The organism is Pseudomonas sp. 10B238, assembly GCF_000970615.1.
Classification (GTDB): Bacteria; Pseudomonadota; Gammaproteobacteria; order Pseudomonadales; family Pseudomonadaceae; genus Stutzerimonas.
In genome coordinates, this window is record NZ_KQ033931.1 from 282,098 (window position 1) to 306,416 (window position 24,319).

Here is a 24,319-nt window from a genome sequence, read left to right on the forward strand (position 1 = left end):
GAAGCCTTTAGGCCGATGCGAGAAAGACCACCGCGCATTTTTTATCGCTTAGGTCAGAAGCCGCGATCCGGACGCTTTCAGATGCGCGACTTAGTGCCAGCGGGTAACTCGTCACATGCCTTTAACAGCAAAAATGCCAGGCGCGTTCCGCCAGTAACCCTTGTAGTCCATGCCATAACCGAACACGTAGCGATCGACGCAGCTGAGCCCAACATAATCAGCCTTAAGATCTGGGCGCGCCTTGCGCTGATGATCCTTATCGACCAGCACCGCAGTGTGCACAGCGGCAGCGCCGGCATGCCGGCAAAAATCAATGATTGCGCCGAGCGTGTGCCCTTCGTCGAGGATGTCATCGATAATCAGCACATCACGATCCATGAACGAGATTTCTGGCTTGGCTTTCCAGAACAGCTCCCCTCCGCTGGTTTCGTTGCGATAACGCGTCGCATGCAGGTAGGAGAGTTCCAGCGGGAAATTCAGCTTGGTAACCAGCTTGCCGGAGAAAATCAGCCCCCCGTTCATCACGCAGAACACCACAGGGTTTCGGTCGGCCAGTTCAGCATTGATTTTCGCGGCCACCGCGTCGATTGCTGCTTCGACCTCGGGGTCGGAATAAAGGCAGTCGGCTTCAGCCATGATCTGGCGGACGTGTGCAAGATCGACGGACATGGCGATGCTCCAAGACAGTTGAAAGATGAAGCAGCTCGATCAGCCGCCCTCAAATTAAGGGGCGCGACGATACCGATGCAGCCAGGCACAGGGCAAGCCCTCTCGGATACATCAATAGCCGCTAACACCCTGATGCATTAATCTACGCCGGTTTATTTGACCGCCGGAGCCAACCATGACCACTCGAGAGATCCGCCACCCGCTTATTCGCCACAAACTTGGGTTGATGCGCCGTGCCGATATCAGTACCAAGAATTTTCGCGAACTGGCGCAGGAGGTTGGTTCGATCCTGACGTACGAAGCGACTCGCGACTTGCCGCTGGAAAACTACAGCATTGATGGCTGGTGCGGCCCGGTCCAGGTTGAAAAGATTTCTGGCAAGAAGATTACCGTTGTGCCGATTCTTCGTGCGGGCATCGGCATGCTCGACGGCGTACTCAGCCTGATACCAGGTGCCAAGGTCAGCGCGGTCGGCATTGCACGCAATGAGGAAACTCTGCAGGCGCACACTTACCTAGAGCGTCTCGTCGATGATCTCGACCAACGCCTGGCGATGATCATCGATCCGATGCTGGCAACCGGCGGATCGATGGTCGCAGCAATCGACATGCTGAAAAAGGCCGGGTGCAAGGAAATCCGCGCCCTGGTTCTGGTGGCTGCACCGGAAGGCATTGAGGCCGTGGAAAAGGCACACCCGGACGTCACCATCTATACCGCCTCCATTGATGACCGCCTGGACGAGAACGGCTACATCATGCCCGGACTGGGCGATGCCGGAGACAAGATCTTCGGCACCAAGCAGAAGGACATCTGAGATGCCGCAACCCATGGAAGAACCGCTCGGACGCCAGGTGCTGGCCGGTGCGCAGATGCTGTTCGTGGCGTTCGGCGCGCTGGTGCTGATGCCGCTGATTACCGGGATGGACCCCAACGTCGCGCTGTTCACCGCCGGTATCGGCACCCTTTTGTTTCAACTGGTCACCAAACGCCAAGTACCCGTATTCCTGGCGTCGAGTTTCGCTTTCATCGCGCCAATCATCGCCGCCAAGGGTGACTTCGGCCTGCCAGCGGTACTTGGCGGCGTGGTTGCTGCCGGCATCGTTTACATGTTTCTCGGCTTTGCGGTGCGCCTTAAAGGCCCTGGATTCATAGACCGGCTACTACCTCCCGTAGTAATCGCACCGGTGATCATCTCCATCGGTCTCGCCCTATCGCCCGTCGCAGTAAATATGGCCATGGGCAAAGCCGGTGACGGCAGCGCTCAGCTGGTGCCCTACACCACGGCCATGTTGATCTCAATGCCCGCCCTGCTGACCACGCTGCTGGTGGCCGTGCTCGGCAAAGGCCTGTTCCGGCTGGTGCCGATCCTGGCTGGCGTCGCTGTGGGCTATGGTCTGTCGTTCGCGTTTGGTGTCGTGGATACGACCGGAATCGCGGCGGCACCTTGGCTGGCGGTGCCGAACTTCGTCACACCGGAATTCCACTGGGGTGCAATTCTGTTCATGGTCCCGGTCGCGCTAGCACCCGCTATCGAGCACATCGGTGGCGTGGTGGCGATTGGTGGCGTGACGGGCAACAACTTCATCAAGAAACCGGGTCTGCATCGCACGCTCCTAGGTGACGGCCTGGCGACGTCAGCAGCGGGACTGTTCGGCGGCCCGCCAAACACCACGTATGCGGAAGTGACCGGGGCGGTGATGCTCACCAAGAACTACAACCCGAAAATCATGACCTGGGCGGCGGCGTTCGCCATTGTCCTGGCGTTCATCGGGAAGTTTGGAGCTGGGCTGCTGAGCATTCCGGTGCCAGTCATGGGCGGCATCCTCTGCCTGCTGTTCGGTTCAATCGCGGTGGTTGGCCTGAGCACACTGATTCGCCATCAGGTGGACCTGGCCGAAGCGCGCAACCTCATCATCGTGTCCGTGACGCTGGTGTTCGGCATCGGCGGCATGACGTTCGGCTACGGGGAATTCAGCCTGTCCGGTATCTCGTTATGCGCCATCATCGCGCTGTTACTCAACTTGGTGCTGCCCGGCGGTGAAGGCTGGAAAAACAAGCAAATCGAAGAAAACAGCTAGCCTATTGCGCCAGCACGACCGTGCTGGCTTTACCTTCTCAGCGCCATTAGCGGCATGCAGCTATCCCGACGCAAGACGGGTAGACTGCCGCCATGACTCAATCTGCCATTCCCCACCGCCAGTTGCCCGACGATACGGTCAGTTGCAGCAGCTGCGCCGCCTGCTGCTGCCGACTCGAGGTTCTGCTGCTGACCGACACCGGCGTCCCGGAACGCTTCATCGATGAAGACGACTGGGGCGGCCAAGTGATGCGCCGCCTCGACGATGGGTGGTGTGTAGCGCTCGACCGGGACAGCATGCGCTGCACCATCTACGCACAGCGGCCGCTTATCTGCCGGGAGTTCGAGCTGGGCTCGGATGACTGCCTGGAGGAGCGCAAGGGCTCAGCAGACGCTTATCTGGAAGGCTGACAACAGCGCCATCAGCCTCCATAGCCTCCACGATCAGCGATCAGCGATCAGCGATCAGCGATCAGAACGAGGCTCGATAGTGCACTGCATAGCTTTCGATACCATCGTTGGGGTCCTTGATGCCGGCGTTGGAGTAATGGATGGCTCGCACGCCAACCTCATGTCCGCCGGCGAAGCGCAGGCCAGCCCCCAAGCGGTCCTCGAACTGAAAAGACGAGCCCAGGCCGTTGTTTTCCACTTCGGTATTCTCGAACGCTGCGATGCCGATGCCCGCTTCGAGATAAGGCGTCACTGACCCGCCGTTGAATTCATAGACGAAGACCGGTGCGAGCGAAATGCTGTGGTTGCTAGAGGTCTCGTCGCCTTCCCAGTAGGTGTAGCCTGCATCCCAGTACCCTGTTAGCCGACCTACGCTGGTCTGGAACCAGCTACGGTTGAAGTCAAATTGCGCACCCAGCCGATAGGTCGTCGTCGACTCGCCGGTGCGGCCAACGGCAGCAGTCAGGTCGAGTGCATGGACGGCAGCCACCTGCCCCAGAGAAATAGCCGCAACTGCGGCGAGGGAGATCAGTTTTGTCATACGGAATGTCCTTACTGGAATGTTGGTGTCGCTTGCCTTGCTAAGTATCCTTACAAATACAGAGGCCGGCCAGCACGGGGAGTTCCTAAACAGAACAGTATGAAACTGTACCGTTTTCGCCCCAAAGTACCGGTAGAACGCAGGCCAATCGCCGGGGGTCGCCGCTGCTCCAGAAGCGCACCGTCGCCTCGCCGTCGCTTAGCCGGCCGCTGGCTACCAGCAGGGTTTGGAGATGTCGTGCGACCGCGGCACCGGTATCGACCAGCGCGACCTCAGGGGGCAGCATCTCGCGCAGCAGCGGCTTTACGAAAGGATAGTGGGTGCAGCCGAGAATCAGCGTATCGCAGCCCTGCTCGACCAATGGCTGAACCAGGCTCTCAAGCAGCGCGCGGGTGCCTGCCGTAGCGAGCTCCCCGGCTTCGATACGCTCGACAAGCCCAGGGCATGGCTGCGTAATGACGCGCACGTCGCTGGCGAAACGGTCGAGCAGCGCTGCAAACTTGGCGCTCGTCAAGGTGCCCGTCGTGGCCAGCACGCCCACCACCCCACTGCGGGTTGCCCGGGCGGCCGGTTTGACGGCGGGCTCCATCCCAATCAATGGCAGCTGCGGATACTGCTCACGCAAGTCCGCCACTCCTGCGGCCGTTGCGGTATTGCAGGCCAACACCAGTGCTTTGGCGCCTTGCTCAAGCAAAAACCCAGCGATGGCCCGGCAGCGCTCGCGGATGAACGCCGGGCTTTTTTCGCCGTAGGGGACGTGACCGCTGTCCGCTACATACAGCAACGATTCATGAGGCAGGCGGGCACGAATTTCCCGGAGCACCGACAGCCCGCCCACACCAGAATCAAAAACGCCAATCGGCCCATTGTCAGACACGGCCGCTTCCGCAGACTGCGCAGGCCGGGTCGCGCTTGACCTTCAGCTCGCGGAAACGACTGGACAGCGCATCCACCAATAGCAGGCGGCCAATCAAAGGCTCACCGAAACCGACGAGCAACTTGATTGCCTCAAGCGCCTGCAGGCTACCCACCATCCCGACGACAGGCCCGAGCACGCCAGCCTCGCTGCAAGTCAGCTCAGCCTCGGTGCCATGGCCGTAAAGGCAGTGATAGCAGGGGCTGGACTCGACCCGAGGGTCAAACACCGATAGCTGCCCTTCGAGCCGTATGGCCGCGCCGCTCACCAGCGGTTTCACGGCCGCTACACACGCTGCGTTGACAGCCTCACGAACCGCAAAGTTGTCCGTGCAATCCAGCACCAGGTCGACTCTTGCCACAGCGGCACCAAGCGTGTCGGCATCCATCGCGGCGCGGTGCGGCACAAGCTTGACCAAAGGGTTGAGCGCAGATAGCCGAGCCATTGCCGAGTCCACCTTGTGCACCCCCACCGATGGCGTGTCGTGAGCAATCTGCCGTTGCAGATTGGTCAGATCGAGCCGATCGAAATCCGCCAGATGCAGTTCACCGACACCGGCGGCGGCGAGATACAAGGCGACGGGCGAACCAAGCCCGCCAAGCCCGACGATCAGCACACGGCTCTGCTTAAGCTTGAGCTGGCCTTCGATATCAACCTGTCCCAGCAAGATCTGCCGGCTGTAACGCAGCAGCTCATCATCGCTCAGCATGCACCACTCCTCATTGGGTTCATCGCAGCCGCCCGAAGCTGACACGCTCGTGGCCACCGAAATCCTTGCGGCTAGCGACATCGACGAAACCGCCATCGGACAACAGGGTCCGCACCGCCATCGCCTGATCGTAACCGTGCTCCAGCATCAACCAGCCGGACGAAAGCAAATGAGTAGGCGCCTGCTCGATGATCAGCCGAATGTCATCCAGTCCATCTCCTCCCGCCACCAGCGCACTGCTCGGCTCGAAGCGCACGTCACCCTGCAGCAGATGCGGGTCGCTGGCGGGGATATAGGGCGGATTGGAGACGATCAATCCATAGCGCTGGCCTGCGAGCGAAGAGAACCACTGGCTCTCGATAAACATCACATTGCCGAGCCCAAGTCGCTGAGCATTACGGGCTGCCAGCGTAACGGCTTCGCTGATGCGGTCCACGCCGGTAAGCCGCCAAGTGGAGCGCTCACTGGCAAGCGCCAGGGCAATCGCACCGGTCCCCGTACCCAGATCGAGCACATCCACCGGACCAGCTGGAAGCATCTCCAACGCCGTTTCAACCAGCAGTTCGGTGTCCGGTCGCGGAATCAAGGTATGTGGCGCCACTTCAAGATCGAGACTCCAGAATCCCTGGCGGCCAAGAATGTAAGCCACTGGCTCGCCAAGCCGACGACGCTCAAGATAAGCCGCAAAGCGAGCCTCGACCTCGGGTAGCACCTCGCGATCAGGCCAGGTGCGCAGATAGCTTGTCCCTTTGCCCAGCGCGGCTGCAAGCAGCCACTCGGCATCGAGCTTGGCGCTCGGCGAGTCGGGCAGCTGGGCGGCACGCAGCAGGTAGTCGATTGTCGCCATGTTCGGGTTTCCAGGACTCAGTGGTACGCCGCCATCGACAACCGGAAGGATTCGCCGATGAGCGAGCGGTCAGTCGCCCAGCGCAGCAAGCTGGTCGGCTTGATATTCCTGCAGCAGCGGTTCGATCACCTGCTCAACTGCGCCGCTGACCACTTCATTGAGCGAATACAACGTCAGGTTAATGCGGTGATCCGTAACGCGCCCCTGTGGGAAGTTGTAAGTCCGAATACGCTCGGAACGATCACCCGAGCCCACCAGCAACTTGCGCGTATCGGAAATTTCCTTGTGCGCCGCGCTGTCTTGCACATCTTGCAGCTTGGCGGCCAACCAGGCCATGGCCCGAGCACGATTCTTGTGCTGCGAGCGTTCTTCCTGGCATTCCACCACAATGCCGCTGGGCAAGTGGGTAATACGCACCGCCGAATCGGTCTTGTTGATGTGCTGACCGCCAGCTCCGGAGGCGCGGTAGGTGTCGACGCGCAGGTCAGCCGGATTGATTTCGATGGCGATTTGCTCGTCCGGCTCCGGCAGGACCGCAACGGTGCAGGCCGAGGTATGGATACGTCCCTGGGATTCGGTTTCGGGTACGCGCTGAACCCGGTGTGCGCCCGATTCGAACTTCAGCTTGGCGAATACATTATCGCCCTCGACCCGGGAGATCACTTCCTTGTAGCCGCCGTGTTCACCCGGGCTTTCGGACAGGATCTCGACGCGCCAGCCTTGCCGCTCGGCGTAGCGGGAATACATACGAAACAGATCGCCAGAGAAGATCGCTGCCTCGTCGCCACCGGTGCCAGCTCGAATCTCGAGGAAGACGTTACGCCCATCCTTGGGATCCTTCGGCAGAAGCATGCGCTGCAGCCGAGCCTCGATCGCCTCGAGCTTCCCGCGTGCTTCGGCGACTTCTTCCTCCGCCATCTCGCGAACATCCGGATCGTTGTCCTTGAGTAATGCCTGAGCACCCTCAAGGTCGGACTGCATCTTGAGGAATTCGCGATAGGTGGCGATGACCGGTTCGACTTCAGCGTACTCGCGCGAATAGGCGCGAAAACGGGTCTGATCGCTGATCACCTCAGCGTCACCCAGTAACGCTGTCAGCTCTTCGAAGCGGTCCTGCAGAGTATCGAGTTTGTTGAGCAGCGACGCTTTCATGGTTTGTCCGTGCTGTCTTGCAAGGCGAAGAGGTCCTGGACGATGCTCAGAGCCTCCACACGCCCTTCGGCAGAAAGTTTTTTCAACTGAACGCTGGGCGCGTGCAGCAGCTTGTTGGTCAGTCCTCGAGCTAGCTGCGCCAGTGCATCCTCGGGCGTGCCGCCATTGGCCAACAACCGCTGGGCACGCAGCAGCTCCTCATCACGAAGGCGTTCGGCGTGCTGCCGATAAGCCTTGAGCACATCCACAGCCGCCAGCTCACGGAGCCGCGCCATGAAATCGTCAGTCCCGACCGCAACCAGCTCTTCGGCGGCCTGTGCAGCGCCCTGTCGGCTCTTGAGATTCTCTGCCACCACTTCATGAAGATCATCAACGGTGTAGAGATAGACATCATCCAGATCGGCAACCTGCGCTTCTATATCGCGCGGCACGGCAATGTCCACCATGAACATCGGTTTGTGCTTGCGCTTCTTCAGCGCCTGCTCGACCGCCCCCTTGCCGAGAATCGGCAGCTGGCTGGCGGTTGAGCTGATGACGATATCGCTGTTGTAGAGCTCCTGCGGAATGTCAGCAAGCAAGATGGCATGAGCACCGAACTGCTCGGCCAGCGCGCTCGCGCGTTCGAGGGTACGGTTGGCCACCACGATGCGCTTGACGCCCTGCTCATGCAGGTGCCGAGCGACCAAGGTGATGGTCTCGCCAGCGCCGATCAGCAACGCCTGGCTGCGATCGAGGTTGGCGAAGATCTGCTTGGCCAGGCTGACCGCAGCGAAGGCGACCGAGACCGGGTTTTCACCAATCGCGGTGTCGGTGCGGACCGTCTTGGCGGTACTGAAGGTGGCCTGAAACAGGCGCCCCAGCAGCGGCCCCACGCTACCGGCCTCACGCGCCACAGCATAGGCGGACTTCATCTGCCCGAGAATCTGCGGCTCACCTAACACCATCGAATCCAGACCGGAGGCAACACGCATCATGTGCCGAACCGCCTGGTCGTCTGTGTGCACATAGGCACACGCCTTGAGATCGTCGAGGTTCAACCGATGATAGTTGGCCAGCCAGGCCAACACCGTCTCGGCCTCGAGCTGCTCCTGTTCCAGGTAAAGCTCGCTGCGATTGCAGGTCGATAGAATCGCTGCTTCACGCGTGGGCGTGACTCGACACAGCTGCTGCAGCGCCTCGACCATCTGTTCAGGCGTGAACGCCACACGCTCTCGCACGTCCACCGATGCGGTCTTGTGATTAATGCCAAGCGCGAGGAAAGCCATGCAGGATCGCTGATTCGAAAACGGAGCGCGCGATTCTCCTACTTCGCCTGCCTCAGAACAACCATTGCCAGACATTGTCTGTAACGGACCAAGCCCACAAAATGCTGGGCCAAAGCCGAGCCGTGTGCTTGCCTGGTCGCTTGTGTCATCATGCCGCGACCGCAGACCAGCCTAATGTTCCCTATGAAAAAACTCCTCGCCCTCAGCGCCGTCCTATTTCTCGGTGGCTGCCAAAGCTTCATGCAGAGCACCCCGGACAGCGGCCCGCCGATCGAGGAGGTCACTGCGGAGCCTGCGGCAAAAAGCCCAAACGAGTATGGCTCGTTCAGCGGCGATACCCTGTATGCGTTGCTAGTGGCAGAACTGGCTGGCCAGCGAAATCGCTTCGATATCGCCTTGGGCACCTATGTCCAGCAGGCCAACGCGACGCAGGATGCCGGCGTCGCGGAGCGCGGTTTCCGCATCGCCGAATACCTCGGCGCCGACCAAGCGGCGCTCGATACGGCCATCATCTGGGCGAACAATGCACCGGACAATCTCGACGCCCAGCGCGCTGCAGCCGTTCAGTTGGCACGCGCGGGGCGTTACGAAGAGTCCCTCTCGTTCATGGAGAAGGTGCTCCGGGGTCAGGGCGACACGCATTTTGACTTCCTAGCACTGTCCGCCGCTGAAACCGATCCGGACACGCGCACCGGCCTGCTCAAGAGTTTCGACCAACTGCTGGCAAAGCATCCCGACAATCCCCAACTGAAATTCGGCAAGGCCGTGTTGCTGCAACAGGACGGCCGTCCTGAAGAAGCACTCGCGCTGCTCGAGGAGCAACCAGCCAGCGAGCAGCAGATCCCGTCGATTCTGCTCCAGGCTCGTCTGCTGCAGGTTTTGAAGCGCAGCAACGAAGCCATACCGCTATTGGAAAAAAGCCTTCGCCGGCACCCCGAAGACAAGCGCTTGCGGTTGACCTACGCCCGCTTGCTGGTGGAACAGGATCGGCTCGACGAAGCCATGGGTGAATTCGCCACGCTGGTCCACCAATACCCAAGCGACGATGACTTGCGCTTCTCGATGGCCCTGGTATGCCTCGAAGCGCAAGCCTGGCGTGAAGCCATTGTTTACCTGGAAGATCTGATCGAGCGCGGCAGCCATCTCGACGCCGCACATTTCAATCTGGGCCGAGCCTACCGTGAGCTGGGCAAGCACGAGCAGGCGCTGGCCGCGTTCGCCAAGGTCGGCCCCGGCAACGAATACTTGCCGGCGAAACTGATGCAGGCGGAGCTGCTGTTCACCCTCGACCGCAACCAGGAAGCGTCACAGCTGCTGGCAAGCGCTCGGGACGAGCAGCCCGATTACGCCATACAGCTGTACCTCATCGAGTTGGAAGCGCTTTCCGGCCAGCAACAGATCGAAGCAGCCTGGAAACTGGCGGAACAGGCGCTGGTTGAGTTTCCGGACGACCTGAACCTGCTCTATACCCGAGCGATGATTGCCGAAAAGCGCGGCGACCTCGCTCAGCTGGAGCGAGACCTGCGCTACATCATCGAGCGCGAGCCAGACAATGCCATGGCTATCAATGCTCTCGGCTATACGCTTGCAGACCGCACTGACCGATACGATGAAGCCCGAACTCTCATCGAGCAGGCCTACCAACTGAACCCTGATGACGCCGCCATCCTCGACAGCCTCGGCTGGGTCAATTACCGCCTGGGCAATCTCGAAGAAGCCGAAACACAACTGCGCAAAGCCTATGAACGCTTTGCCGACCATGAAGTTGCCGCTCATCTCGGCGAGGTGCTCTGGGCTTCGGGTGATCAGCGAGAGGCGCGGGCCATCTGGGCGAAAGCCTTGAAGGCGCAGCCCGACAGCCAAGTCCTGCGTGAAACCATCAAACGACTGACAGGCTCGGAGAAACCCTGACCCATGAAGCTGATGCGTAACCTGCTGACCCCCACCCTCGCCTTGCTGCTAGCTGGCTGCGCCGGTCTCGGTCCGCAGGAGTCAGTTGAAGGCCCCGGCAATGCCGAGGACTGGAAAACCCATAAAGCCCATATCAGCGAGATCGATGGCTGGCAGATCAGCGGCAAGATAGGTATTCAGGCACCGCAGGATTCGGGCAGCGGCACCCTGTTCTGGCTGCAGCGCCAGGATTATTTCGATATTCGTCTCTCCGGCCCCTTAGGTCGGGGCGCTACGCGCCTGACTGGACGCCCCGATGCGGTGGCGCTGGAAATTGCCGGCCAGGGACGCTTCGAGGCCGACTCGCCGGAAGCATTGGTTGAAAGCCAGCTGGGCTGGCAGCTACCCGTCTCCAACCTGCTCTGGTGGGTACGCGGCCTGCCGGCTCCGGACAGCCGCAGCCGCATCGCCCTCAACGCCAACGGGCAGCTAGCCAGCCTGAAGCAAGACGGTTGGGATGTTCAGTACCTGAGCTATACCGAGGAGGACGGTTATCCGCTGCCAAATCGCATCAAATTGGCAGGTCGTGACCTGAAAATCACATTGGTGGTCAAGGACTGGCAACCGCGCCAGCTCGGACACTGATGCTCGCACTGACACTCCCCGCGCCAGCCAAGCTCAATCTCATGCTGCATATCCTCGGCCGTCGCGCCGACGGATACCACGAGCTTCAAACGCTTTTTCAGTTTCTCGACTATGGCGACGAGCTGACTTTCAGACCTCGGGCCGATGGACAGGTCCGATTACATACGGACCTCCCGGGCGTCGACCATGACAGCAACCTGATCGTGCGCGCTGCACGCCTCCTGCAAACGCGCAGCGGCTGCGCTCAAGGCGCTGACATCGAATTGAGCAAGCACTTGCCCATGGGCGGCGGTATTGGCGGTGGAAGCTCCGATGCGGCCACCACCCTGCTTGGCCTCGATCACCTCTGGCAGACCCACCTGGGCGAAGACACGCTGGCGGAGATCGGCTTGGCATTGGGTGCTGATGTTCCGGTATTCGTAAGAGGCCGCGCAGCCTTTGCCGAAGGGGTTGGTGAACGCCTGCAACCGGTCGAATTGAACGAACCCTGGTACCTCGTAATCGCCCCGCAAGTCTCTGTTAGTACAGCGGAAATATTTTCCGACCCGGAGTTGACACGCAATACCCCGGCCATTACAGTTCGCAGCCTTCTTGCAGGGGGCGGTCATAACGACTGTCAGCCGGTAGTCGAGAGGCGTTACCCAGAAGTTCGTAACGCTTTGAGCTTGTTGAACAAATTTGTTCCAGCAAGAATGACCGGCACTGGAGCTTGTGTGTTTGGGAGCTTCCCAAACAAGGGTGAGGCTGATAAAGTTTGCCGCCAACTTCCAGCCGATTTACCAGCATTCGTCGCTCAAGGCCGCAATATTTCGATGTTGCACCGAAAGCTTGCGCAGCTGGCACAGGAAGCAAGTGGTTAGAGGTTGTAGGTTACAGGGGCGTCGCCAAGCGGTAAGGCACCAGGTTTTGATCCTGGCATGCGTTGGTTCGAATCCAGCCGCCCCTGCCATAACCTTTAGGGGTTAATACAGCCGGACAAGCACTTTCAGGGTTACATCTACAGGGGCGTCGCCAAGCGGTAAGGCACCAGGTTTTGATCCTGGCATGCGTTGGTTCGAATCCAGCCGCCCCTGCCAAACATCACGAGAGCTGTTCAAAACGCCTGGCCTTTTGAACAGCTTTTTGTTTCATCGGATCCACCCTCAGGCAGGTACTGCGCGTGTCCAAGATGATGGTCTTCACGGGGAACGCCAACCCCGACCTGGCCCGGCGTGTTGTACGTCAGCTGCATATCCCTCTCGGTGACGCCTACGTCGGAAAGTTCTCCGACGGCGAAATCAGTGTCGAGATCAACGAGAACGTTCGTGGTAAGGACGTCTTTCTGATTCAGCCGACCTGTGCCCCCACCAATGACAATCTGATGGAACTGGTTGTGATGGCAGACGCCTTCCGCCGGTCCTCCGCCACTCGCATCACAGCCGTCATTCCCTACTTTGGTTATGCCCGTCAGGATCGCCGTCCGCGCTCCGCACGCGTACCGATCAGCGCTAAAGTCGTGGCTGACATGCTCGATGTGGTTGGGGTCAACCGTGTACTCACGGTCGACCTGCACGCTGACCAGATCCAGGGCTTCTTCGACATGCCGGTAGATAACATCTACGGTTCGCCGGTCCTGGTCGACGATATACAGGCTCAGCGCTTCGAGAACCTGATGATCGTCTCCCCCGATATCGGTGGTGTGGTACGAGCTCGTGCTGTCGCCAAATCGTTGGGTGTGGATCTGGCGATCATCGACAAGCGTCGTCCGAAGGCCAACCAGTCCGAAGTGATGCACATCATCGGTGATATCGAAGGCCGTACCTGCATCCTCGTCGATGACATGGTCGATACCGCCGGCACCCTGTGCCATGCCGCAACCGCTCTAAAAGATCATGGCGCGTCCAAGGTCTTCGCGTATTGCACACACCCAATTCTGTCCGGTCGCGCCATCGAGAATATCGAAGGTTCGGTCCTCGACGAGCTGGTCGTGACCAATACCATCCCGCTGTCCGCAGCGGCGCAAGCCTGTACCCGTATTCGCCAGTTGGACATCGCGCCAATGGTGGCTGAAGCGGTTCGCCGCATCAGCAATGCTGAATCGATCAGCGCGATGTTCCGCTAAGCCAAACGCTTAGCCCTTTGCGCAGAACGAAAATGTGCCCCGCCTCGTGCGGGGCTTTTTGCCCAACCGCCCGGTAGCGCTGGTCGCGAGCGTTTCGGGTGCGTTGTTATCCTGGAGAAACACAATGACTGATTTCACTCTGAATGCCCAAGTGCGTTCCGACCTGGGGAAAGGTGCGAGCCGCCGCCTGCGTCGTAACGCCAACCTCGTTCCAGCCGTAATCTACGGTGGTGACAAGGCTCCGCAATCCATCAGCCTGCTGCTGAAAGACGTAACCAAGCTGCTGGAAACCGAAGCCTCTTTCAGCCACGTACTGACCCTGAACGTCGACGGCCAGAACGAGTCCGTTCTGATCAAGGCGCTACAGCGTCATCCGGCCAAGGGCTTCGTTCTGCACGCTGACTTCGTCCGCGTCGTCGAAGGTCACAAGCTGACCGCTACCGTTCCGCTGCACTTCCTGAACCAGGAAACTTCGGTAGGCGTTAAGCAGCAGGGCGGCGAGATCCTGCACAACATCAACGAAGTGGAAGTCTCCTGCCTGCCGCAGGATCTGCCTGAGTTCATCGAGGTCGACATGGCCAACGTTGAAGTCGGTCAGGTACTGCACATGACCGACCTCAAGCTGCCGAACGGCGTTGAGCTGGTCGCCCTGGCCCACGGCAGCGATCTGCCGGTTGCCAACGTTCATGCGCCGCGCGTGAACAAGGAAGACACTCCGAAAGAAGAAGGCTCTGCCGAGTAATCCACTCGCCATCACCTGAGGAAGGGCCTCTGTCGTGACTGCCGTTAAACTGATCGTCGGCCTGGGTAACCCAGGCCCTGAATACGACCAGACCCGGCATAACGCAGGGGCCCTTTTCGTTGAGCGTCTGGCTGCCCACAAGGGCGTCAATCTCAGCGTCGATCGCAAGTATTTCGGCCTGGTCGGCAAGTTTCGCCACCAAGACGAAGACGTCCGCCTGTTGATCCCCACCACCTTCATGAACCGTAGCGGTCAAGCGGTGGCGGCACTGGCCGGATTTTTCCGAATTCCCCCCGAATCCATCTTGGTTGCCCACGATGAGCTCGACATGCCCCCCGGCGTCGCCAAGCTCAAACAAGGCGGCGGCCATGGCGGGCATAACGGGCTTCGCGACATCATTGCCAAGCTCGGTAATCAGAACAATTTCTACCGCCTGCGTCTGGGCATCGGCCACCCAGGTCATAGCAGCCTGGTGACCGGTTACGTACTGGGCCGAGCGCCCCAGGCCGAGCGCGAAAAGCTGGACGCCAGCATCGACTTCACCTTCGACGTGCTACCCGAAATTCTCGCCGGTGACTGGACGCGTGCAATGCAGCGTCTGCACAGCCAGAAGGCCTGATCGAACTCGACGCAGGAACGCAAGACAAAGCAACGGCTGAGCGGAAGGCTTGCACTACAGCGCATCACGAAGCCGTTTAACGCAGTTTGGCAACGCCGGTAGCGCAGAGCTGCCAGCCAACACCGAGGCAAGACACCATGGGATTCAATTGCGGCATCGTCGGCCTGCCCAACGTCGGCAAGTCCACCCTGTTCAACGCGCTGACCAAGTCCGGAATCGCTGCGGAAAACTTCCCCTTCTGCACCATCGAGCCGAACAGTGGCATCGTGCCGATGCCCGATCCTCGCCTGCAAGCCTTGGCCGACATCGTAAAGCCCGAGCGAATCCTGCCGACCACCATGGAATTTGTCGACATCGCCGGCCTCGTCGAAGGTGCTTCAAAGGGTGAAGGTCTGGGCAACAAGTTCCTCGCCAACATCCGTGAGACCGATGCGATAGCCCACGTGGTGCGTTGCTTCGATGACGAAAACGTCATCCACGTCTCCAACTCGGTCGATCCCAAGCGCGACATCGAAATTATCGAACTCGAACTGATCTTCGCCGACCTCGACAGCTGCGAAAAGCAACTGCAGCGCGTGACGCGCAACGCCAAAGGCGGCGACAAGGAAGCCGTAGCGCAGAAAGCGCTGCTGGAAAAATTGATCCCCCACTTCACCGAAGCTAAGCCGGCCCGCACGCTCTTGAAGAAGCTGGGCGATGATGATGTTCAACTGGCCAAGGGCTTCCACTTGCTCACCAGCAAGCCGGTCATGTACATCGCCAACGTGGCCGAAGACGGCTTCGAGAACAACCCGCACCTGGATGTGGTCAAGGCAATCGCCGCCGAAGAAGGCGCCCTCGTGGTACCGGTGTGCAACAAGATCGAAGCGGAAATCGCCGAGCTCGACGATGGTGAAGAAAAGGACATGTTCCTAGAGTCCCTCGGCCTTGAAGAGCCCGGCTTGAACCGCGTGATCCGCGCCGGTTACGAGTTGCTCAACCTGCAAACCTACTTCACGGCTGGCGTGAAGGAAGTCCGCGCCTGGACTGTGAAAGTCGGCGCTACAGCCCCTCAAGGCGCAGGCGTAATCCACACCGATTTCGAGAAAGGCTTCATCCGCGCTGAAGTGGTCGCCTATAACGACTTCATCCAGTACAAAGGCGAAGCCGGTGCCAAGGAAGCCGGTAAATGGCGCCTGGAGGGCAAGGAATACATCATCAAGGATGGCGATGTGATGCACTTCCGCTTCAACGTTTAAGCGAAATTGCCACATTGGCATTCATTGATTGCCGCGCTCAAAGCCTCGCTCACGCGAGGCTTTTTTGTGTTCCGAGGTAAGAAGTCGTCGCTGTGAAAAATCGGGGAAGCCCCGCTTTCAAACATTCGGCTGACGACCGGTACGGAATCTGTTGATCAAGCGCGGAATATTCGCCCCGCTTGTGCGGTCGGAACAGGCAGACCTGCCGAAGCCGGAGCCCTGATGAACAGCCTCACCGAACCACCGCTACAGCACCTCGACGATGCTTTTTTCGACCGGGACGCGCAAATTGTCGCTCAGGCATTGCTCGGTACCGTAATTCGCCACTGCGTCGACGGGTTGTGGTTGTCGGCGCGCATCATCGAGACCGAGGCCTATTACATCGACGAGAAAGCCAGTCACTCTTCGCTCGGCCACAGCCCCTCGCGGCGCGCCATGTTCATGCCGGCCGGCCATCTCTATCTGTATTACTCGCGGGGCGGGGACTCACTGAACTTCAGCGTACAGGGGGACGGGAATGCGGTCTGTATCAAGGCCGGATACCCCTGGGTCGATTCGCTGTCCTGCGAAGAATCTATCGAACGCATGCGCACTAACAGCCCCGCCGCCGCGGGAGGCCCACGTCCCCTGACCCGCCTCTGCTCTGGCCAGACGCTGCTATGCAAGGCGCTGGGGCTGAAGGTAGCGGAGTGGAATGCCCAGCGCATGGACCCTACCAAGCTGCGCTTGGATGACATCGGTGCCCGCCCGGATATCATCCAGGCCACCCGCCTTGGCATTCCCGCCGGTCGTGACGAGCACCTGCCGTACCGATTTGTCGATGCCGGCTTTGCCGCACACTGCACGCGCAATCCGATGCGCCGTGGGCAACAGGAGGGTCAGGACTACGTACTACTGCGCCGCGAGCTGTTAGCGAGCTAGCTCATCAGTCAAACAGCCCTGACCAGACGAATCCGGGTGATCTCTGACGGTGCCCCGAAGCGCAGCGGCGGTCCCCAGTAACCCGTGCCACGGCTGATATAGATCTGCATGTCACCAACGCGCTGCAGCCCCGCCACCCAGGGCTGCTGCCAGCGCACAAAATGCATCCACGGCCAAAATTGGCCGCCGTGCGTATGGCCGGACAACTGCAGATCACAGCCAGCCTCAACTGCCGCCTGAGCCGAACGCGGCTGGTGCGCCAAGAGTAAGCGCGGCAAGTCATCGGGCGCGCCCGCAAACGCAGCGATCGGATCGCTTCGATGGCTGGGCCGGAACAGCTCAGCTGAATAGTCGGCGATGCCAGCCAATACCAAGCGAGCACCGTCGTGTTCGAGTTGAACATGACGATTGAGCAACACTGCCATACCCAGCCGCTCAAACTCGGCAATCCAGCTGTCGGCACCGGAATAGTATTCGTGGTTGCCGGTCACTACGTAAGTGCCATGACGGGCGCTCAGTTGAGCCAACGGCGCAATGTCATCGGCCAGATCGACAACACTGCCGTCTACAAGATCGCCAGTGATAACGATCAGATCGGGAGAAAGTCCATTGACCCGCCTGACAATCGCATCGATATATCCCTGTTTGATTGTCGGCCCAACGTGGATGTCACTGAGCTGCACAATGCTGAAACCCTCCAGTGCCGGCGGAAGATCTCGCAAGGCGATGTCGCGCACGACTACTCGAGCCGTGCGCCGGGCGTTGAGCACGCCGAACAGGGTAACGGCTGCAACCGCGACTAGGACCGCCAGCGCCGAGCCCTGCGCAATTGCAGCCGACTCCCAGCCCAGCAGTGAAGCCAACACCAATGCAAAGGCTCGCAGCAGTGCGAATATCGCCAGGCTGGAAAAGATTCCCATCGCCAGCAATCCAGACCACGCCAGCAGCGCACTGCCCGCCCCTCGCACCAGCACGCCGTAGCGCATCAGTACAGCCGAAAGCACGAGATAGCCCCACGCTAAAACGCTGCCGAACAGCCCAAGCGCAAGATCAGGGATCAGCGTGACACCGACGAACACATGCAAGCCAATCAGCAGCACCGCAACCAATATCCGCCTGTTCATGCGTTACGTCTCTTGAGCAAAGGGAGGCATTTTTACGCCTCCAGCGAACGGGCTGCGTATCGGTATCGACAAGTAGTTGAGGGGGCCAACATCACAGAAACGCACCACTTCACGACTTGCCCTCAAGCAGGGTAGCTCGGAGCTTTTACCCCATAACAGTCGTATTCGAAATCGAAACATCACAACGGGAACAGGCCCATCTGGACTTCGCCTCTCGGGACGGCACAGCCGTCCTGATACGAGCAGAAAAGTGACCGAGCGCATAGAGTTTTAGCGGAACGAACCCTGCGGTTCGTGTGCCCGATATTTGGTCCGTATGCGCGCAGTCAAAAGCTGGCGGTCTGATCTAGAGAAGCACCAGGCCTGCGGACCAGTCCGCCCCACCAACAACCCACATGCGTGCAAGCTACGACATCCCGCTGCGTGTAACGGCCCTCGTGATTGGAGAGCCTTTGGCAGCGCTCGGCACATCCAAGCCATGCAGCTAGAGGCAAGCGAACCGCTACATCACACCAGGGTCAGGCATCGGATCCGGCGGTGGCGGCTCTTTTTCCAATTGTTCAAGTACCTCGTCCGGCAGAACGCCGCCATCGTCCAGCTCGGTATCACTCTCGGCGTCGTCGAGGTCGTTCATTGGCGATTCGTCCGCCAGCCAGGGATACAGCGGCGGATCGCTTGGATGGGTAGTGCTGAGCATGATGATCTCCTCGCAGGTGTGCCTGCAAAGTTAGGCAGGCCCGACCCTGCATCGTTCGGACCGGTCATCCGTGACGCGCACAGGCCTGCTGGATCTGGCATTCGCTCAGTAATCGGGAACACAGCCAATGCGCGCGGTTAGTGCGATCACGCAGAAGTAGACAGCCAAGCGGCTGCAGCACTTGACGTTAGTCCGGTAGGCCTCGCCCAGCGAGCTCTGAACATGACCACCAAGCGCGACCACCTCGCCGCCAACCTGGCTGTGGCTAGCTGACCAAGGAGATCCCACAGAACGCCACGCTGATACGCAACGAGCACTTGGCCAGCCTCGCCTTCGCGCCGAAATTGGGCTTGATCGACAGCGCACCGGCAACGGTCGGACCGGCGGCATAAGCATTTGAAAAAGCAGGCAGAAAAAGCACACCAGGAGGGTTGACACGCAACTGCGCGGCGCGAATAATGCGCGCCACTTGGCTACGTAGCTCAGTTGGTTAGAGCATAGCATTCATAATGCTGGGGTCCGGGGTTCAAGTCCCTGCGTAGCCACCAAACAAAACAAGGGCTTACCGAAAGGTAGGCCCTTTTTTGTTGCGCTCAATGACTACAGAGTGTCTACACCCTGCCTACTCGGCTATCGGGCAGGACCGAACCGTAAAGGTGATCTCGTCGCCTACCTTGTTGGCCACAAGCACTTGGCCTCCTTCCAAGAACGCCACGCGTTGATTTTGGGTCAGTGAACACGTTGGTGCCTTCTCATACATCTCGAAGCTGTATAAGAACAAACGCGCCTTTCCTTCTATGAAGGCTTGATAACGCGGCTGCTCATTAGCAACCCAAGAGTATGCAAACCAGCAAAGCGTAAGGAAGCTCGCCGCCTGTACCAAAACAGTGAGTCGCTTATGAGGCACACTACGCCCAGCCACGTACCAAGGAAAGATGGCTGATAAAAGGCGTTCGTCGTATGAAAAATGGAATACGATAAAAATAAAACCGAAGACAATGCCAACTGCAAACAGCACGCCCAATACAAATAAAGTTAACGTGAACCCTTGGAATATCGAAACAAAAGCAATGGTGTGAACGAAACTGCCAGGATCCCACCCTATGACATCGTTAACTAATTGGGCAGACATTGCTACCGCAACATTCACGCCAGTGCTAGCGATGGCCACCAGCACAATCTTTCCTAGAATGGTTTCCGTTACTTTGCTATAGAAAGTCAGGAGATCGGAACAGAGAGCCATACCCCATAACAAAAATGCAAATCCTAGAAACCCAGTACTCAGATCTTCCCAAAATGGCCTAAGTACAAAGTAAAAGAAAAAAAGGACGGCAGAGTTAACGTACGCTTTCTGATTTGGGAGCAAGACACAATAGTGACCGCTAACGAAAATCCACGCCCTACCCAGCCAGTTTCGAAACGCTACATCCACTGTATTCATTAACTCTTCCCTAAGTTGAAAAACTAACTAGCTACTTTAAGCGGCTCAATCTCTTGCTCTATCTCCTCACCATTCGCCGCGTAGGTAGTCGCTAGAGCGTAGTCCGACTGCAGGTTCATCCAGAACTGTGCGGATGTATCGAAGTAGCGGCCCAGGCGGATAGCGGTATCAGCCGTTATCCCGCGACGCTCACGCACAATGTCATTAATGGTTGGGGCCGATACACGTAGCGCACGAGCAAGCGCAGCGGGAGTGATGCCCAGCGGCTCTAGAAATTCTTCGCGCAGCACTTCACCAGGGTGAACGGGGCGCATGCCGTTAATTGCCATGTAGCCACCTCCTCAGTGGTAATCGACGATCTCAACCTGTGTGGGGCCTGCGTCTGTCCAGACAAAGCAGATCCGCCACTGGTCGTTGATCCTGATGCTATGTTGCCCTGCCCGGTTGCCTTGCAATGCTTCCAACCTGTTGCCCGGCGGGGAGCGTAGATCTCGCAGCTCCGTTGCCGCATTGAGCATCGCGAGCTTTCTGGTCGCGACGTTCAGGATGTTTCCCCAACGCCGGGAGCCTCCTGACTCGAACAACGCTCGGGTTTCATCACACCTGAAACTCAGAATCACGCTTTAATCCTTAACGTTAAGCGTTAATGAATCATATACCAATTGGTAAAGTCGTCAAGACGCGCCAATCGAATGCCCAGCCTGTGCCAGTGGCGAAAGCCGTAGGGCTGACTCCAGGTGATCCGGTGACAAATGGGCATAGCGCATCGTCATGGTGATCGACGAGTGCCCTAGGATTCGCTGCAGGCTGAGAATGTCACCGCCGGCCATCATGTAGTGACTGGCGAAGGTGTGCCGGAGGATATGGGTTAGCTGCCCTGGTGTATCGAAACCACAACGTTTGTAAGCACCTCGGAATGCAGATCGACACGTCATGAACAGCCGTCCGTTCCCGGGCATCCCGAGCTTCAACGCTATTTCCTCGACCTCCTTCGGTATCGGTACGGACCGAGACTGCCTGTTCTTTGTCCGGTGAAAATGCGCCTTGCCACCGAATAGAGCTGCACGAGAGATGGATTCCGCCTCATCCCAGCGAGCGCCCGTAGCCAAGCACAGAAGCGCAACCGGATAGGTGTGATTGTTGGTCGACCGGCGACACTCATCGAGCAGCTGACGGATCTGTGGAAGCGTTAGAAAGGTCAGTTCGGTCTGGTCGGTCTTGATCTGGCGGATGCTGGCCAGCGGGTTCTTACCCACCCAGGCGCCAAGGCGAATCAACTCGGAAAACACGGCAGACAAATAGCGCTGTTCGTGATTGACGGTGTGCGGAGAGGCTTCCTTGAGTCGGCGCTGACGATAACGTGCCCATGCCAGGGCATCGAACTCAGAAGCCAGAGGGTCACCTAGCCGTTCAGCAACTGCGAGTGTTCGTGACAGTCGTGTTTTCTCGTCTTTCAGCGAACAGCCGTGCAGCGAATGCCACAGGGTGACCAAGTCAGAAAGGCGATCATCTAGCGGTCGGCCTGTGAGCTTGAAGGTCGCAAAGAACTCGGATTCATAGCGCTGAGCTGCTGCCTTCGTCAGAAATCCTTTCTTGCGAATACGCCGCCCTGCCCGGCCATTCTCATAGAAGTCAGCCGTCCAGGTTTTGCCGTCTTTCCGAGCTGTCATACCGCCCTACCCCATCGAACATGACGTTCCTGAAGCAGTGTCTTGATGTGCTTGTACAGGTCACGCTCGCTCATATCCTTGGCCGCATAGTGGTCACGAATGACCGGCCAGCATTCCCATTCCTTCAATCGATCAAATGCGGTTTTAGCGCCCACTCGCTCCCGTGCCAGCAGGCTTACGAAGTTTCCCAGGAACAGCTCCACGTTCTTGCCAGAGAAGCCGCGAGAGGTCTTGTAGTACCGCTTGTATTGGGTTTCATCAATTAGGGAATCGACCGGCACATCCACCCGCACGTCATCACGGATGAGGGTCCAGATCGGCTCGAAGTAGCCAGGACGGGCAAGCAATTTGAACTGGCCCAGGCCATAGCGCCAGAGGCCGTCTAGATGGGCTGAAAACGCCGCAAAAGAGTCGATATCAATGGCTTGCCCGGTCTTCACATCCACGGAGCCACTCGCGAATTGCTGAATGACTGAGTGGTGATAACGCAGCTCGACGCGCCACACGTCCTGAGCCGGGTCGTAGTTGTCCGGGTCTATCTGGTCCAGAGAGTCACGACGACGCCAGACGCTTTCCCAATAGTCGAGCTTGTCATGGGAACGCGCCTGAAGTGTCTTGTTGTAGATGCCGAGTTGAACGCCCCCGGCAGAGCCAAATAGATAGGACTGGCCCCGCCCGTAGGTGGCTGCTTCCATGGTCCACTGGATTTCTTTGATGCCCGAAATATCCCGGTTAGCGCGGGCGCGACAGTGCATGCGGGCGGTCAAGTCAGCCGGAGGCGTCCAACCCTGGAGATCCAGTGCGAGATGGACAGCACACTGGTTGCGTTCGCGGTTGGTCATGACGGCTGCGGCGTAGTAGTCCATCCGCTCTTGCAGACGCTCAGGCGACAGCGCGTCGATGGCGTGCGGCGATACTTCGATTTTCAGGTGTGGGCCGATCTGCTCCAGCTTGGCGTTGAAATTTTTGATAAGCAGGATGATGCCAAGGTCAGCATTCTGGAGCTTGTACTGGTAGCCCGAGTCCCGGCCAACACGACCGGCGTGCCAGAACTCTCCAGCAAACTCGACCATGACGCCCGGTTTCTCGAACAGCGCCATGATTTCGGGACGGATCAGTCCGCGATACAGCTGGCGGACCGTATCCACGCCGCAATGCAACAAGCGGACGCTGGATAGATCGACTATCCGAGCGGTGCCCGGGTCGACGAACAACCGGCTTCGGCTGTCTTCCAATCCGGTGAGAAGATCGATTCGTTTGAAGTCTTTGTTGGCCATTTTGTTTCCCCTTCACTATGGGTTACTAAGGTTGTTCTGTTTGATTTATCTGACGTGCTACAGGGACGTCAGCGCGCGCAGCACGCCGGCTCGTGCCTCGCCGTGCGTGCCAAGGACGCGCTGACGGTCTTCACCACAGGAATTCCCCCTTCACATACGGAACATGCGTAAAACGCGTGCCCTGGGGCTCGCTTTGTTCCTGGCGAGGCTGTGCAACCGGCTGCGGTGCCGGTAGCTGGTTGTTCCGGTTCTGGTCTTGCATCGAGCCTCGGTCGGGCTTGGTCGGGTCGAAGTAGCCGTTCTGCACAACCGTCATGCAGAACTCGAACGACACCTGCAGCAACGTGCCTTGCTGGGAATTGCATCGGCAGCCGGTCAGCCCGTCATCGGTATCGCCAATGCTCATTCGCCGTCGGTTGCGGCTGATGAGCGCTCGGTCGTTGGTGGCGATGCAGACGGGCTTGGGGAAGGACTGCGGAGTGTTCAGCTGGTCATAGATCGGCGCTGAGCCGGGTACATCCTGAATCCGGGGCACACGTGAACCGAGATACTGTTCAAGCGTTTGCGGCTGTTCCTGGCCCTGTGCGCCGATGGGGTTGATGAAGGAGCCAACGACGCTTTTCGCCTGATCGACCATGCTTTCAGATTCAATCGGCGCGCCGATCTGGTCTGCCGAATCAGGTGCGGTCTTTTCCTGTTCATAGCGCGCATACGCGCGGTACACCAGAAACCCCGCCCCGATGATCACCGCCGCGGCCAACAGGAACTTGGTCGGCACCTTGGTTTGGAAGTGGTGCTTAGCGTTCGTGCTGGTGTAGGCACCGAAGTACTTTTTATCCAGCCGCAGCGACTTCTTGTCGGCATCCTTGAAGCTGGATTTCACCTCGACCTTTTCCACCACCACTTCCGACTCGAAGCGCAGCAGCTGCGAGGATTTGAAGACGCGCCAATAGTGGATATGCGAGTTGCACAGGCGGCGAAGGTGAACATCGAGGTAGCGCGGGTCTTGAGTCACCAGATGCACTTCGTGGCCTTGGTGGCGCATCGTCTCGAAGCGGGTGATGTGCTCGGGTGGCCTTGCCCGTGGATCGCGTGAGCCAAACCAGCCTTGGGCCTCATCGACCACGATGATCGCGTCGGCAGGCAACTCGAACCACTTTTCGGGATCTTCAAACACGAACCAGCTCGCCTTGAGCTGTTCGGGCTTGAGGCCGTTGATGTTGTGGTAGTAGACGACGCGCCCCTGGGCGTGGGCGCTCTGGTCGACTTCGCGGATGGTGTTTAGGGTCTTGCCGTGCCCCGGCTTACCCGTGCGGATGATAAGCATG

The 24,319-nt window shown here is 59.0% G+C and carries 27 protein-coding genes and 3 tRNA genes; 14 read left to right on the forward strand and 16 right to left on the reverse strand.

Going from position 1 to position 24,319, the window contains the following annotated elements; genetic code table 11:
- Window positions 1-111: 111 nt before the first annotated feature.
- Window positions 112-669 (reverse strand): hypoxanthine-guanine phosphoribosyltransferase, encoded by a 558-nt coding sequence (locus RT21_RS09790; protein ID WP_046162600.1) that lies wholly within the window; start codon window positions 667-669, stop codon window positions 112-114.
- Window positions 670-844: 175 nt separating this feature from the next.
- On the opposite strand from RT21_RS09790, the gene upp reads away from it, so the two are divergent.
- From upp to RT21_RS09805, 3 genes are all read left to right on the forward strand, one after another.
- Window positions 845-1,483 (forward strand): uracil phosphoribosyltransferase, encoded by a 639-nt coding sequence (gene upp, locus RT21_RS09795; protein WP_045424968.1) that lies wholly within the window; start codon window positions 845-847, stop codon window positions 1,481-1,483.
- Window position 1,484: 1 nt separating this feature from the next.
- Window positions 1,485-2,747, forward strand: a complete 1,263-nt coding sequence (locus RT21_RS09800; protein WP_046162601.1) for a uracil-xanthine permease family protein — start codon at window positions 1,485-1,487, stop codon at window positions 2,745-2,747.
- A 92-nt stretch (window positions 2,748-2,839) separates the two neighbouring features.
- Window positions 2,840-3,157 carry a YkgJ family cysteine cluster protein gene (locus RT21_RS09805; RefSeq protein WP_046162602.1) on the forward strand — a complete coding sequence of 106 codons (318 nt, stop codon included), beginning with the start codon at window positions 2,840-2,842 and terminating at the stop codon, window positions 3,155-3,157.
- 61 nt (window positions 3,158-3,218) lie between these two features.
- On the opposite strand, the gene RT21_RS09810 is transcribed toward RT21_RS09805, so the two are convergent.
- The 6 genes from RT21_RS09810 to hemA all read right to left on the reverse strand — a co-directional run bounded on the left by RT21_RS09810 (window position 3,219) and on the right by hemA (window position 8,626).
- Window positions 3,219-3,737, reverse strand: a complete 519-nt coding sequence (locus tag RT21_RS09810) for an acyloxyacyl hydrolase (RefSeq protein ID WP_046162603.1) — start codon at window positions 3,735-3,737, stop codon at window positions 3,219-3,221.
- A gap of 85 nt (window positions 3,738-3,822) precedes the next feature.
- Complete coding sequence (gene murI / locus RT21_RS09815; protein ID WP_046162604.1) at window positions 3,823-4,614, reverse strand: glutamate racemase; 792 nt, start codon at window positions 4,612-4,614, stop codon at window positions 3,823-3,825.
- Window positions 4,607-5,362 (reverse strand): molybdopterin-synthase adenylyltransferase MoeB, encoded by a 756-nt coding sequence (locus tag RT21_RS09820; protein ID WP_046162605.1) that lies wholly within the window; start codon window positions 5,360-5,362, stop codon window positions 4,607-4,609. Before RT21_RS09820 ends, murI begins: the two co-directional genes overlap by 8 nt.
- Window positions 5,363-5,381: 19 nt before the next feature.
- Complete coding sequence (prmC, locus tag RT21_RS09825) at window positions 5,382-6,209, reverse strand: peptide chain release factor N(5)-glutamine methyltransferase (protein WP_046162606.1); 828 nt, start codon at window positions 6,207-6,209, stop codon at window positions 5,382-5,384.
- Between the two features lie 69 nt (window positions 6,210-6,278).
- On the reverse strand, window positions 6,279-7,361 hold the full coding sequence (prfA, locus tag RT21_RS09830; RefSeq protein WP_045424959.1) for a peptide chain release factor 1: 1,083 nt from the start codon (window positions 7,359-7,361) through the stop codon (window positions 6,279-6,281).
- On the reverse strand, window positions 7,358-8,626 hold the full coding sequence (hemA, locus tag RT21_RS09835; protein ID WP_046162607.1) for a glutamyl-tRNA reductase: 1,269 nt from the start codon (window positions 8,624-8,626) through the stop codon (window positions 7,358-7,360). The genes prfA and hemA overlap by 4 nt, the downstream gene beginning before the upstream one ends.
- 183 nt (window positions 8,627-8,809) lie before the next feature.
- On the opposite strand from hemA, the gene RT21_RS09840 reads away from it, so the two are divergent.
- The 10 genes from RT21_RS09840 (at window position 8,810) to RT21_RS09885 (ending at window position 16,782) form a co-directional block, all read left to right on the forward strand.
- Window positions 8,810-10,537 carry a tetratricopeptide repeat protein gene (locus tag RT21_RS09840; RefSeq protein ID WP_046162608.1) on the forward strand — a complete coding sequence of 576 codons (1,728 nt, stop codon included), beginning with the start codon at window positions 8,810-8,812 and terminating at the stop codon, window positions 10,535-10,537.
- A gap of 3 nt (window positions 10,538-10,540) precedes the next feature.
- Window positions 10,541-11,161, forward strand: a complete 621-nt coding sequence (gene lolB, locus RT21_RS09845) for a lipoprotein insertase outer membrane protein LolB (RefSeq protein ID WP_046162609.1) — start codon at window positions 10,541-10,543, stop codon at window positions 11,159-11,161.
- A complete protein-coding gene (gene ispE / locus RT21_RS09850; protein ID WP_046162610.1) occupies window positions 11,161-12,021 on the forward strand; it encodes a 4-(cytidine 5'-diphospho)-2-C-methyl-D-erythritol kinase in 861 nt (286 codons plus the stop codon). The genes lolB and ispE overlap by 1 nt, the downstream gene beginning before the upstream one ends.
- 14 nt (window positions 12,022-12,035) lie before the next feature.
- Window positions 12,036-12,110: transfer RNA gene (locus RT21_RS09855), tRNA-Gln, on the forward strand.
- A 52-nt stretch (window positions 12,111-12,162) separates the two neighbouring features.
- Window positions 12,163-12,237 (forward strand) — tRNA-Gln (locus RT21_RS09860).
- An 83-nt stretch (window positions 12,238-12,320) separates the two neighbouring features.
- The gene (locus tag RT21_RS09865; protein WP_019341796.1) at window positions 12,321-13,262 is read left to right on the forward strand and encodes a ribose-phosphate pyrophosphokinase; all 942 of its coding nucleotides are present in this window, start codon (window positions 12,321-12,323) and stop codon (window positions 13,260-13,262) included.
- A gap of 124 nt (window positions 13,263-13,386) precedes the next feature.
- Complete coding sequence (locus tag RT21_RS09870; RefSeq protein ID WP_046162611.1) at window positions 13,387-14,004, forward strand: 50S ribosomal protein L25/general stress protein Ctc; 618 nt, start codon at window positions 13,387-13,389, stop codon at window positions 14,002-14,004.
- 34 nt (window positions 14,005-14,038) lie between these two features.
- Window positions 14,039-14,623 (forward strand): aminoacyl-tRNA hydrolase, encoded by a 585-nt coding sequence (pth, locus tag RT21_RS09875; RefSeq protein ID WP_045424951.1) that lies wholly within the window; start codon window positions 14,039-14,041, stop codon window positions 14,621-14,623.
- A gap of 137 nt (window positions 14,624-14,760) precedes the next feature.
- Window positions 14,761-15,861 carry a redox-regulated ATPase YchF gene (gene ychF / locus RT21_RS09880; RefSeq protein WP_046162612.1) on the forward strand — a complete coding sequence of 367 codons (1,101 nt, stop codon included), beginning with the start codon at window positions 14,761-14,763 and terminating at the stop codon, window positions 15,859-15,861.
- Window positions 15,862-16,083: 222 nt separating this feature from the next.
- Window positions 16,084-16,782, forward strand: coding sequence for a DNA-3-methyladenine glycosylase (locus RT21_RS09885; RefSeq protein ID WP_046162613.1), 699 nt, complete (start codon window positions 16,084-16,086; stop codon window positions 16,780-16,782).
- An 8-nt stretch (window positions 16,783-16,790) separates the two neighbouring features.
- Here RT21_RS09885 and RT21_RS09890 read toward each other — a convergent pair whose 3' ends face one another.
- The 3 genes from RT21_RS09890 to RT21_RS09900 form a co-directional block, all read right to left on the reverse strand.
- Window positions 16,791-17,906 (reverse strand): metallophosphoesterase, encoded by a 1,116-nt coding sequence (locus RT21_RS09890; protein ID WP_046162614.1) that lies wholly within the window; start codon window positions 17,904-17,906, stop codon window positions 16,791-16,793.
- Between the two features lie 502 nt (window positions 17,907-18,408).
- Entirely contained in the window at window positions 18,409-18,603 is a 195-nt protein-coding gene (locus RT21_RS09895) for a hypothetical protein (RefSeq protein ID WP_045424943.1), read from the reverse strand.
- Window positions 18,604-18,868: 265 nt separating this feature from the next.
- The gene (locus RT21_RS09900) at window positions 18,869-19,072 is read right to left on the reverse strand and encodes a hypothetical protein (RefSeq protein ID WP_046162615.1); all 204 of its coding nucleotides are present in this window, start codon (window positions 19,070-19,072) and stop codon (window positions 18,869-18,871) included.
- A 2-nt stretch (window positions 19,073-19,074) separates the two neighbouring features.
- Between RT21_RS09900 and RT21_RS09905 the strand changes: the two genes are divergently transcribed.
- Window positions 19,075-19,151, forward strand: a tRNA-Met gene (locus RT21_RS09905).
- Window positions 19,152-19,225: 74 nt separating this feature from the next.
- Here the strand turns inward: RT21_RS09905 and RT21_RS09910 are convergent.
- From RT21_RS09910 to RT21_RS09935, 6 genes are all read right to left on the reverse strand, one after another.
- Complete coding sequence (locus RT21_RS09910) at window positions 19,226-20,044, reverse strand: hypothetical protein (RefSeq protein WP_046162616.1); 819 nt, start codon at window positions 20,042-20,044, stop codon at window positions 19,226-19,228.
- Window positions 20,045-20,067: 23 nt separating this feature from the next.
- Window positions 20,068-20,373, reverse strand: a complete 306-nt coding sequence (locus RT21_RS09915) for a HigA family addiction module antitoxin (RefSeq protein ID WP_046162617.1) — start codon at window positions 20,371-20,373, stop codon at window positions 20,068-20,070.
- Window positions 20,374-20,385: 12 nt separating this feature from the next.
- Entirely contained in the window at window positions 20,386-20,664 is a 279-nt protein-coding gene (locus tag RT21_RS09920; RefSeq protein ID WP_046162618.1) for a type II toxin-antitoxin system RelE/ParE family toxin, read from the reverse strand.
- Between the two features lie 54 nt (window positions 20,665-20,718).
- Window positions 20,719-21,714 carry a phage integrase gene (locus RT21_RS09925; protein WP_046162619.1) on the reverse strand — a complete coding sequence of 332 codons (996 nt, stop codon included), beginning with the start codon at window positions 21,712-21,714 and terminating at the stop codon, window positions 20,719-20,721.
- On the reverse strand, window positions 21,711-22,991 hold the full coding sequence (locus RT21_RS09930) for a hypothetical protein (protein ID WP_046162620.1): 1,281 nt from the start codon (window positions 22,989-22,991) through the stop codon (window positions 21,711-21,713). The genes RT21_RS09925 and RT21_RS09930 overlap by 4 nt, the downstream gene beginning before the upstream one ends.
- 130 nt (window positions 22,992-23,121) lie before the next feature.
- A complete protein-coding gene (locus RT21_RS09935) occupies window positions 23,122-24,318 on the reverse strand; it encodes a zonular occludens toxin domain-containing protein (RefSeq protein WP_046162621.1) in 1,197 nt (398 codons plus the stop codon).
- Window position 24,319: the final 1 nt, after the last annotated feature.

Bases quoted from the DNA above. Each gene is read 5' to 3' on its own strand.
- RT21_RS09790 (WP_046162600.1), bottom strand. From the start codon at position 669: ATGTCCGTCGATCTTGCACACGTCCGCCAGATCATGGCTGAAGCCGAC.
- upp (WP_045424968.1), top strand. From the start codon at position 845: ATGACCACTCGAGAGATCCGCCACCCGCTTATTCGCCACAAACTTGGG.
- RT21_RS09800 (WP_046162601.1), top strand. From the start codon at position 1,485: ATGCCGCAACCCATGGAAGAACCGCTCGGACGCCAGGTGCTGGCCGGT.
- RT21_RS09805 (WP_046162602.1), top strand. From the start codon at position 2,840: ATGACTCAATCTGCCATTCCCCACCGCCAGTTGCCCGACGATACGGTC.
- RT21_RS09810 (WP_046162603.1), bottom strand. From the start codon at position 3,737: ATGACAAAACTGATCTCCCTCGCCGCAGTTGCGGCTATTTCTCTGGGG.
- RT21_RS09820 (WP_046162605.1), bottom strand. From the start codon at position 5,362: ATGCTGAGCGATGATGAGCTGCTGCGTTACAGCCGGCAGATCTTGCTG.
- prmC (WP_046162606.1), bottom strand. From the start codon at position 6,209: ATGGCGACAATCGACTACCTGCTGCGTGCCGCCCAGCTGCCCGACTCG.
- prfA (WP_045424959.1), bottom strand. From the start codon at position 7,361: ATGAAAGCGTCGCTGCTCAACAAACTCGATACTCTGCAGGACCGCTTC.
- hemA (WP_046162607.1), bottom strand. From the start codon at position 8,626: ATGGCTTTCCTCGCGCTTGGCATTAATCACAAGACCGCATCGGTGGAC.
- RT21_RS09840 (WP_046162608.1), top strand. From the start codon at position 8,810: ATGAAAAAACTCCTCGCCCTCAGCGCCGTCCTATTTCTCGGTGGCTGC.
- lolB (WP_046162609.1), top strand. From the start codon at position 10,541: ATGAAGCTGATGCGTAACCTGCTGACCCCCACCCTCGCCTTGCTGCTA.
- ispE (WP_046162610.1), top strand. From the start codon at position 11,161: ATGCTCGCACTGACACTCCCCGCGCCAGCCAAGCTCAATCTCATGCTG.
- RT21_RS09870 (WP_046162611.1), top strand. From the start codon at position 13,387: ATGACTGATTTCACTCTGAATGCCCAAGTGCGTTCCGACCTGGGGAAA.
- ychF (WP_046162612.1), top strand. From the start codon at position 14,761: ATGGGATTCAATTGCGGCATCGTCGGCCTGCCCAACGTCGGCAAGTCC.
- RT21_RS09885 (WP_046162613.1), top strand. From the start codon at position 16,084: ATGAACAGCCTCACCGAACCACCGCTACAGCACCTCGACGATGCTTTT.
- RT21_RS09890 (WP_046162614.1), bottom strand. From the start codon at position 17,906: ATGAACAGGCGGATATTGGTTGCGGTGCTGCTGATTGGCTTGCATGTG.
- RT21_RS09895 (WP_045424943.1), bottom strand. From the start codon at position 18,603: ATGCTCAGCACTACCCATCCAAGCGATCCGCCGCTGTATCCCTGGCTG.
- RT21_RS09910 (WP_046162616.1), bottom strand. From the start codon at position 20,044: ATGAATACAGTGGATGTAGCGTTTCGAAACTGGCTGGGTAGGGCGTGG.
- RT21_RS09915 (WP_046162617.1), bottom strand. From the start codon at position 20,373: ATGGCAATTAACGGCATGCGCCCCGTTCACCCTGGTGAAGTGCTGCGC.
- RT21_RS09925 (WP_046162619.1), bottom strand. From the start codon at position 21,714: ATGACAGCTCGGAAAGACGGCAAAACCTGGACGGCTGACTTCTATGAG.
- RT21_RS09930 (WP_046162620.1), bottom strand. From the start codon at position 22,991: ATGGCCAACAAAGACTTCAAACGAATCGATCTTCTCACCGGATTGGAA.
- RT21_RS09935 (WP_046162621.1), bottom strand. From the start codon at position 24,318: ATGCTTATCATCCGCACGGGTAAGCCGGGGCACGGCAAGACCCTAAAC.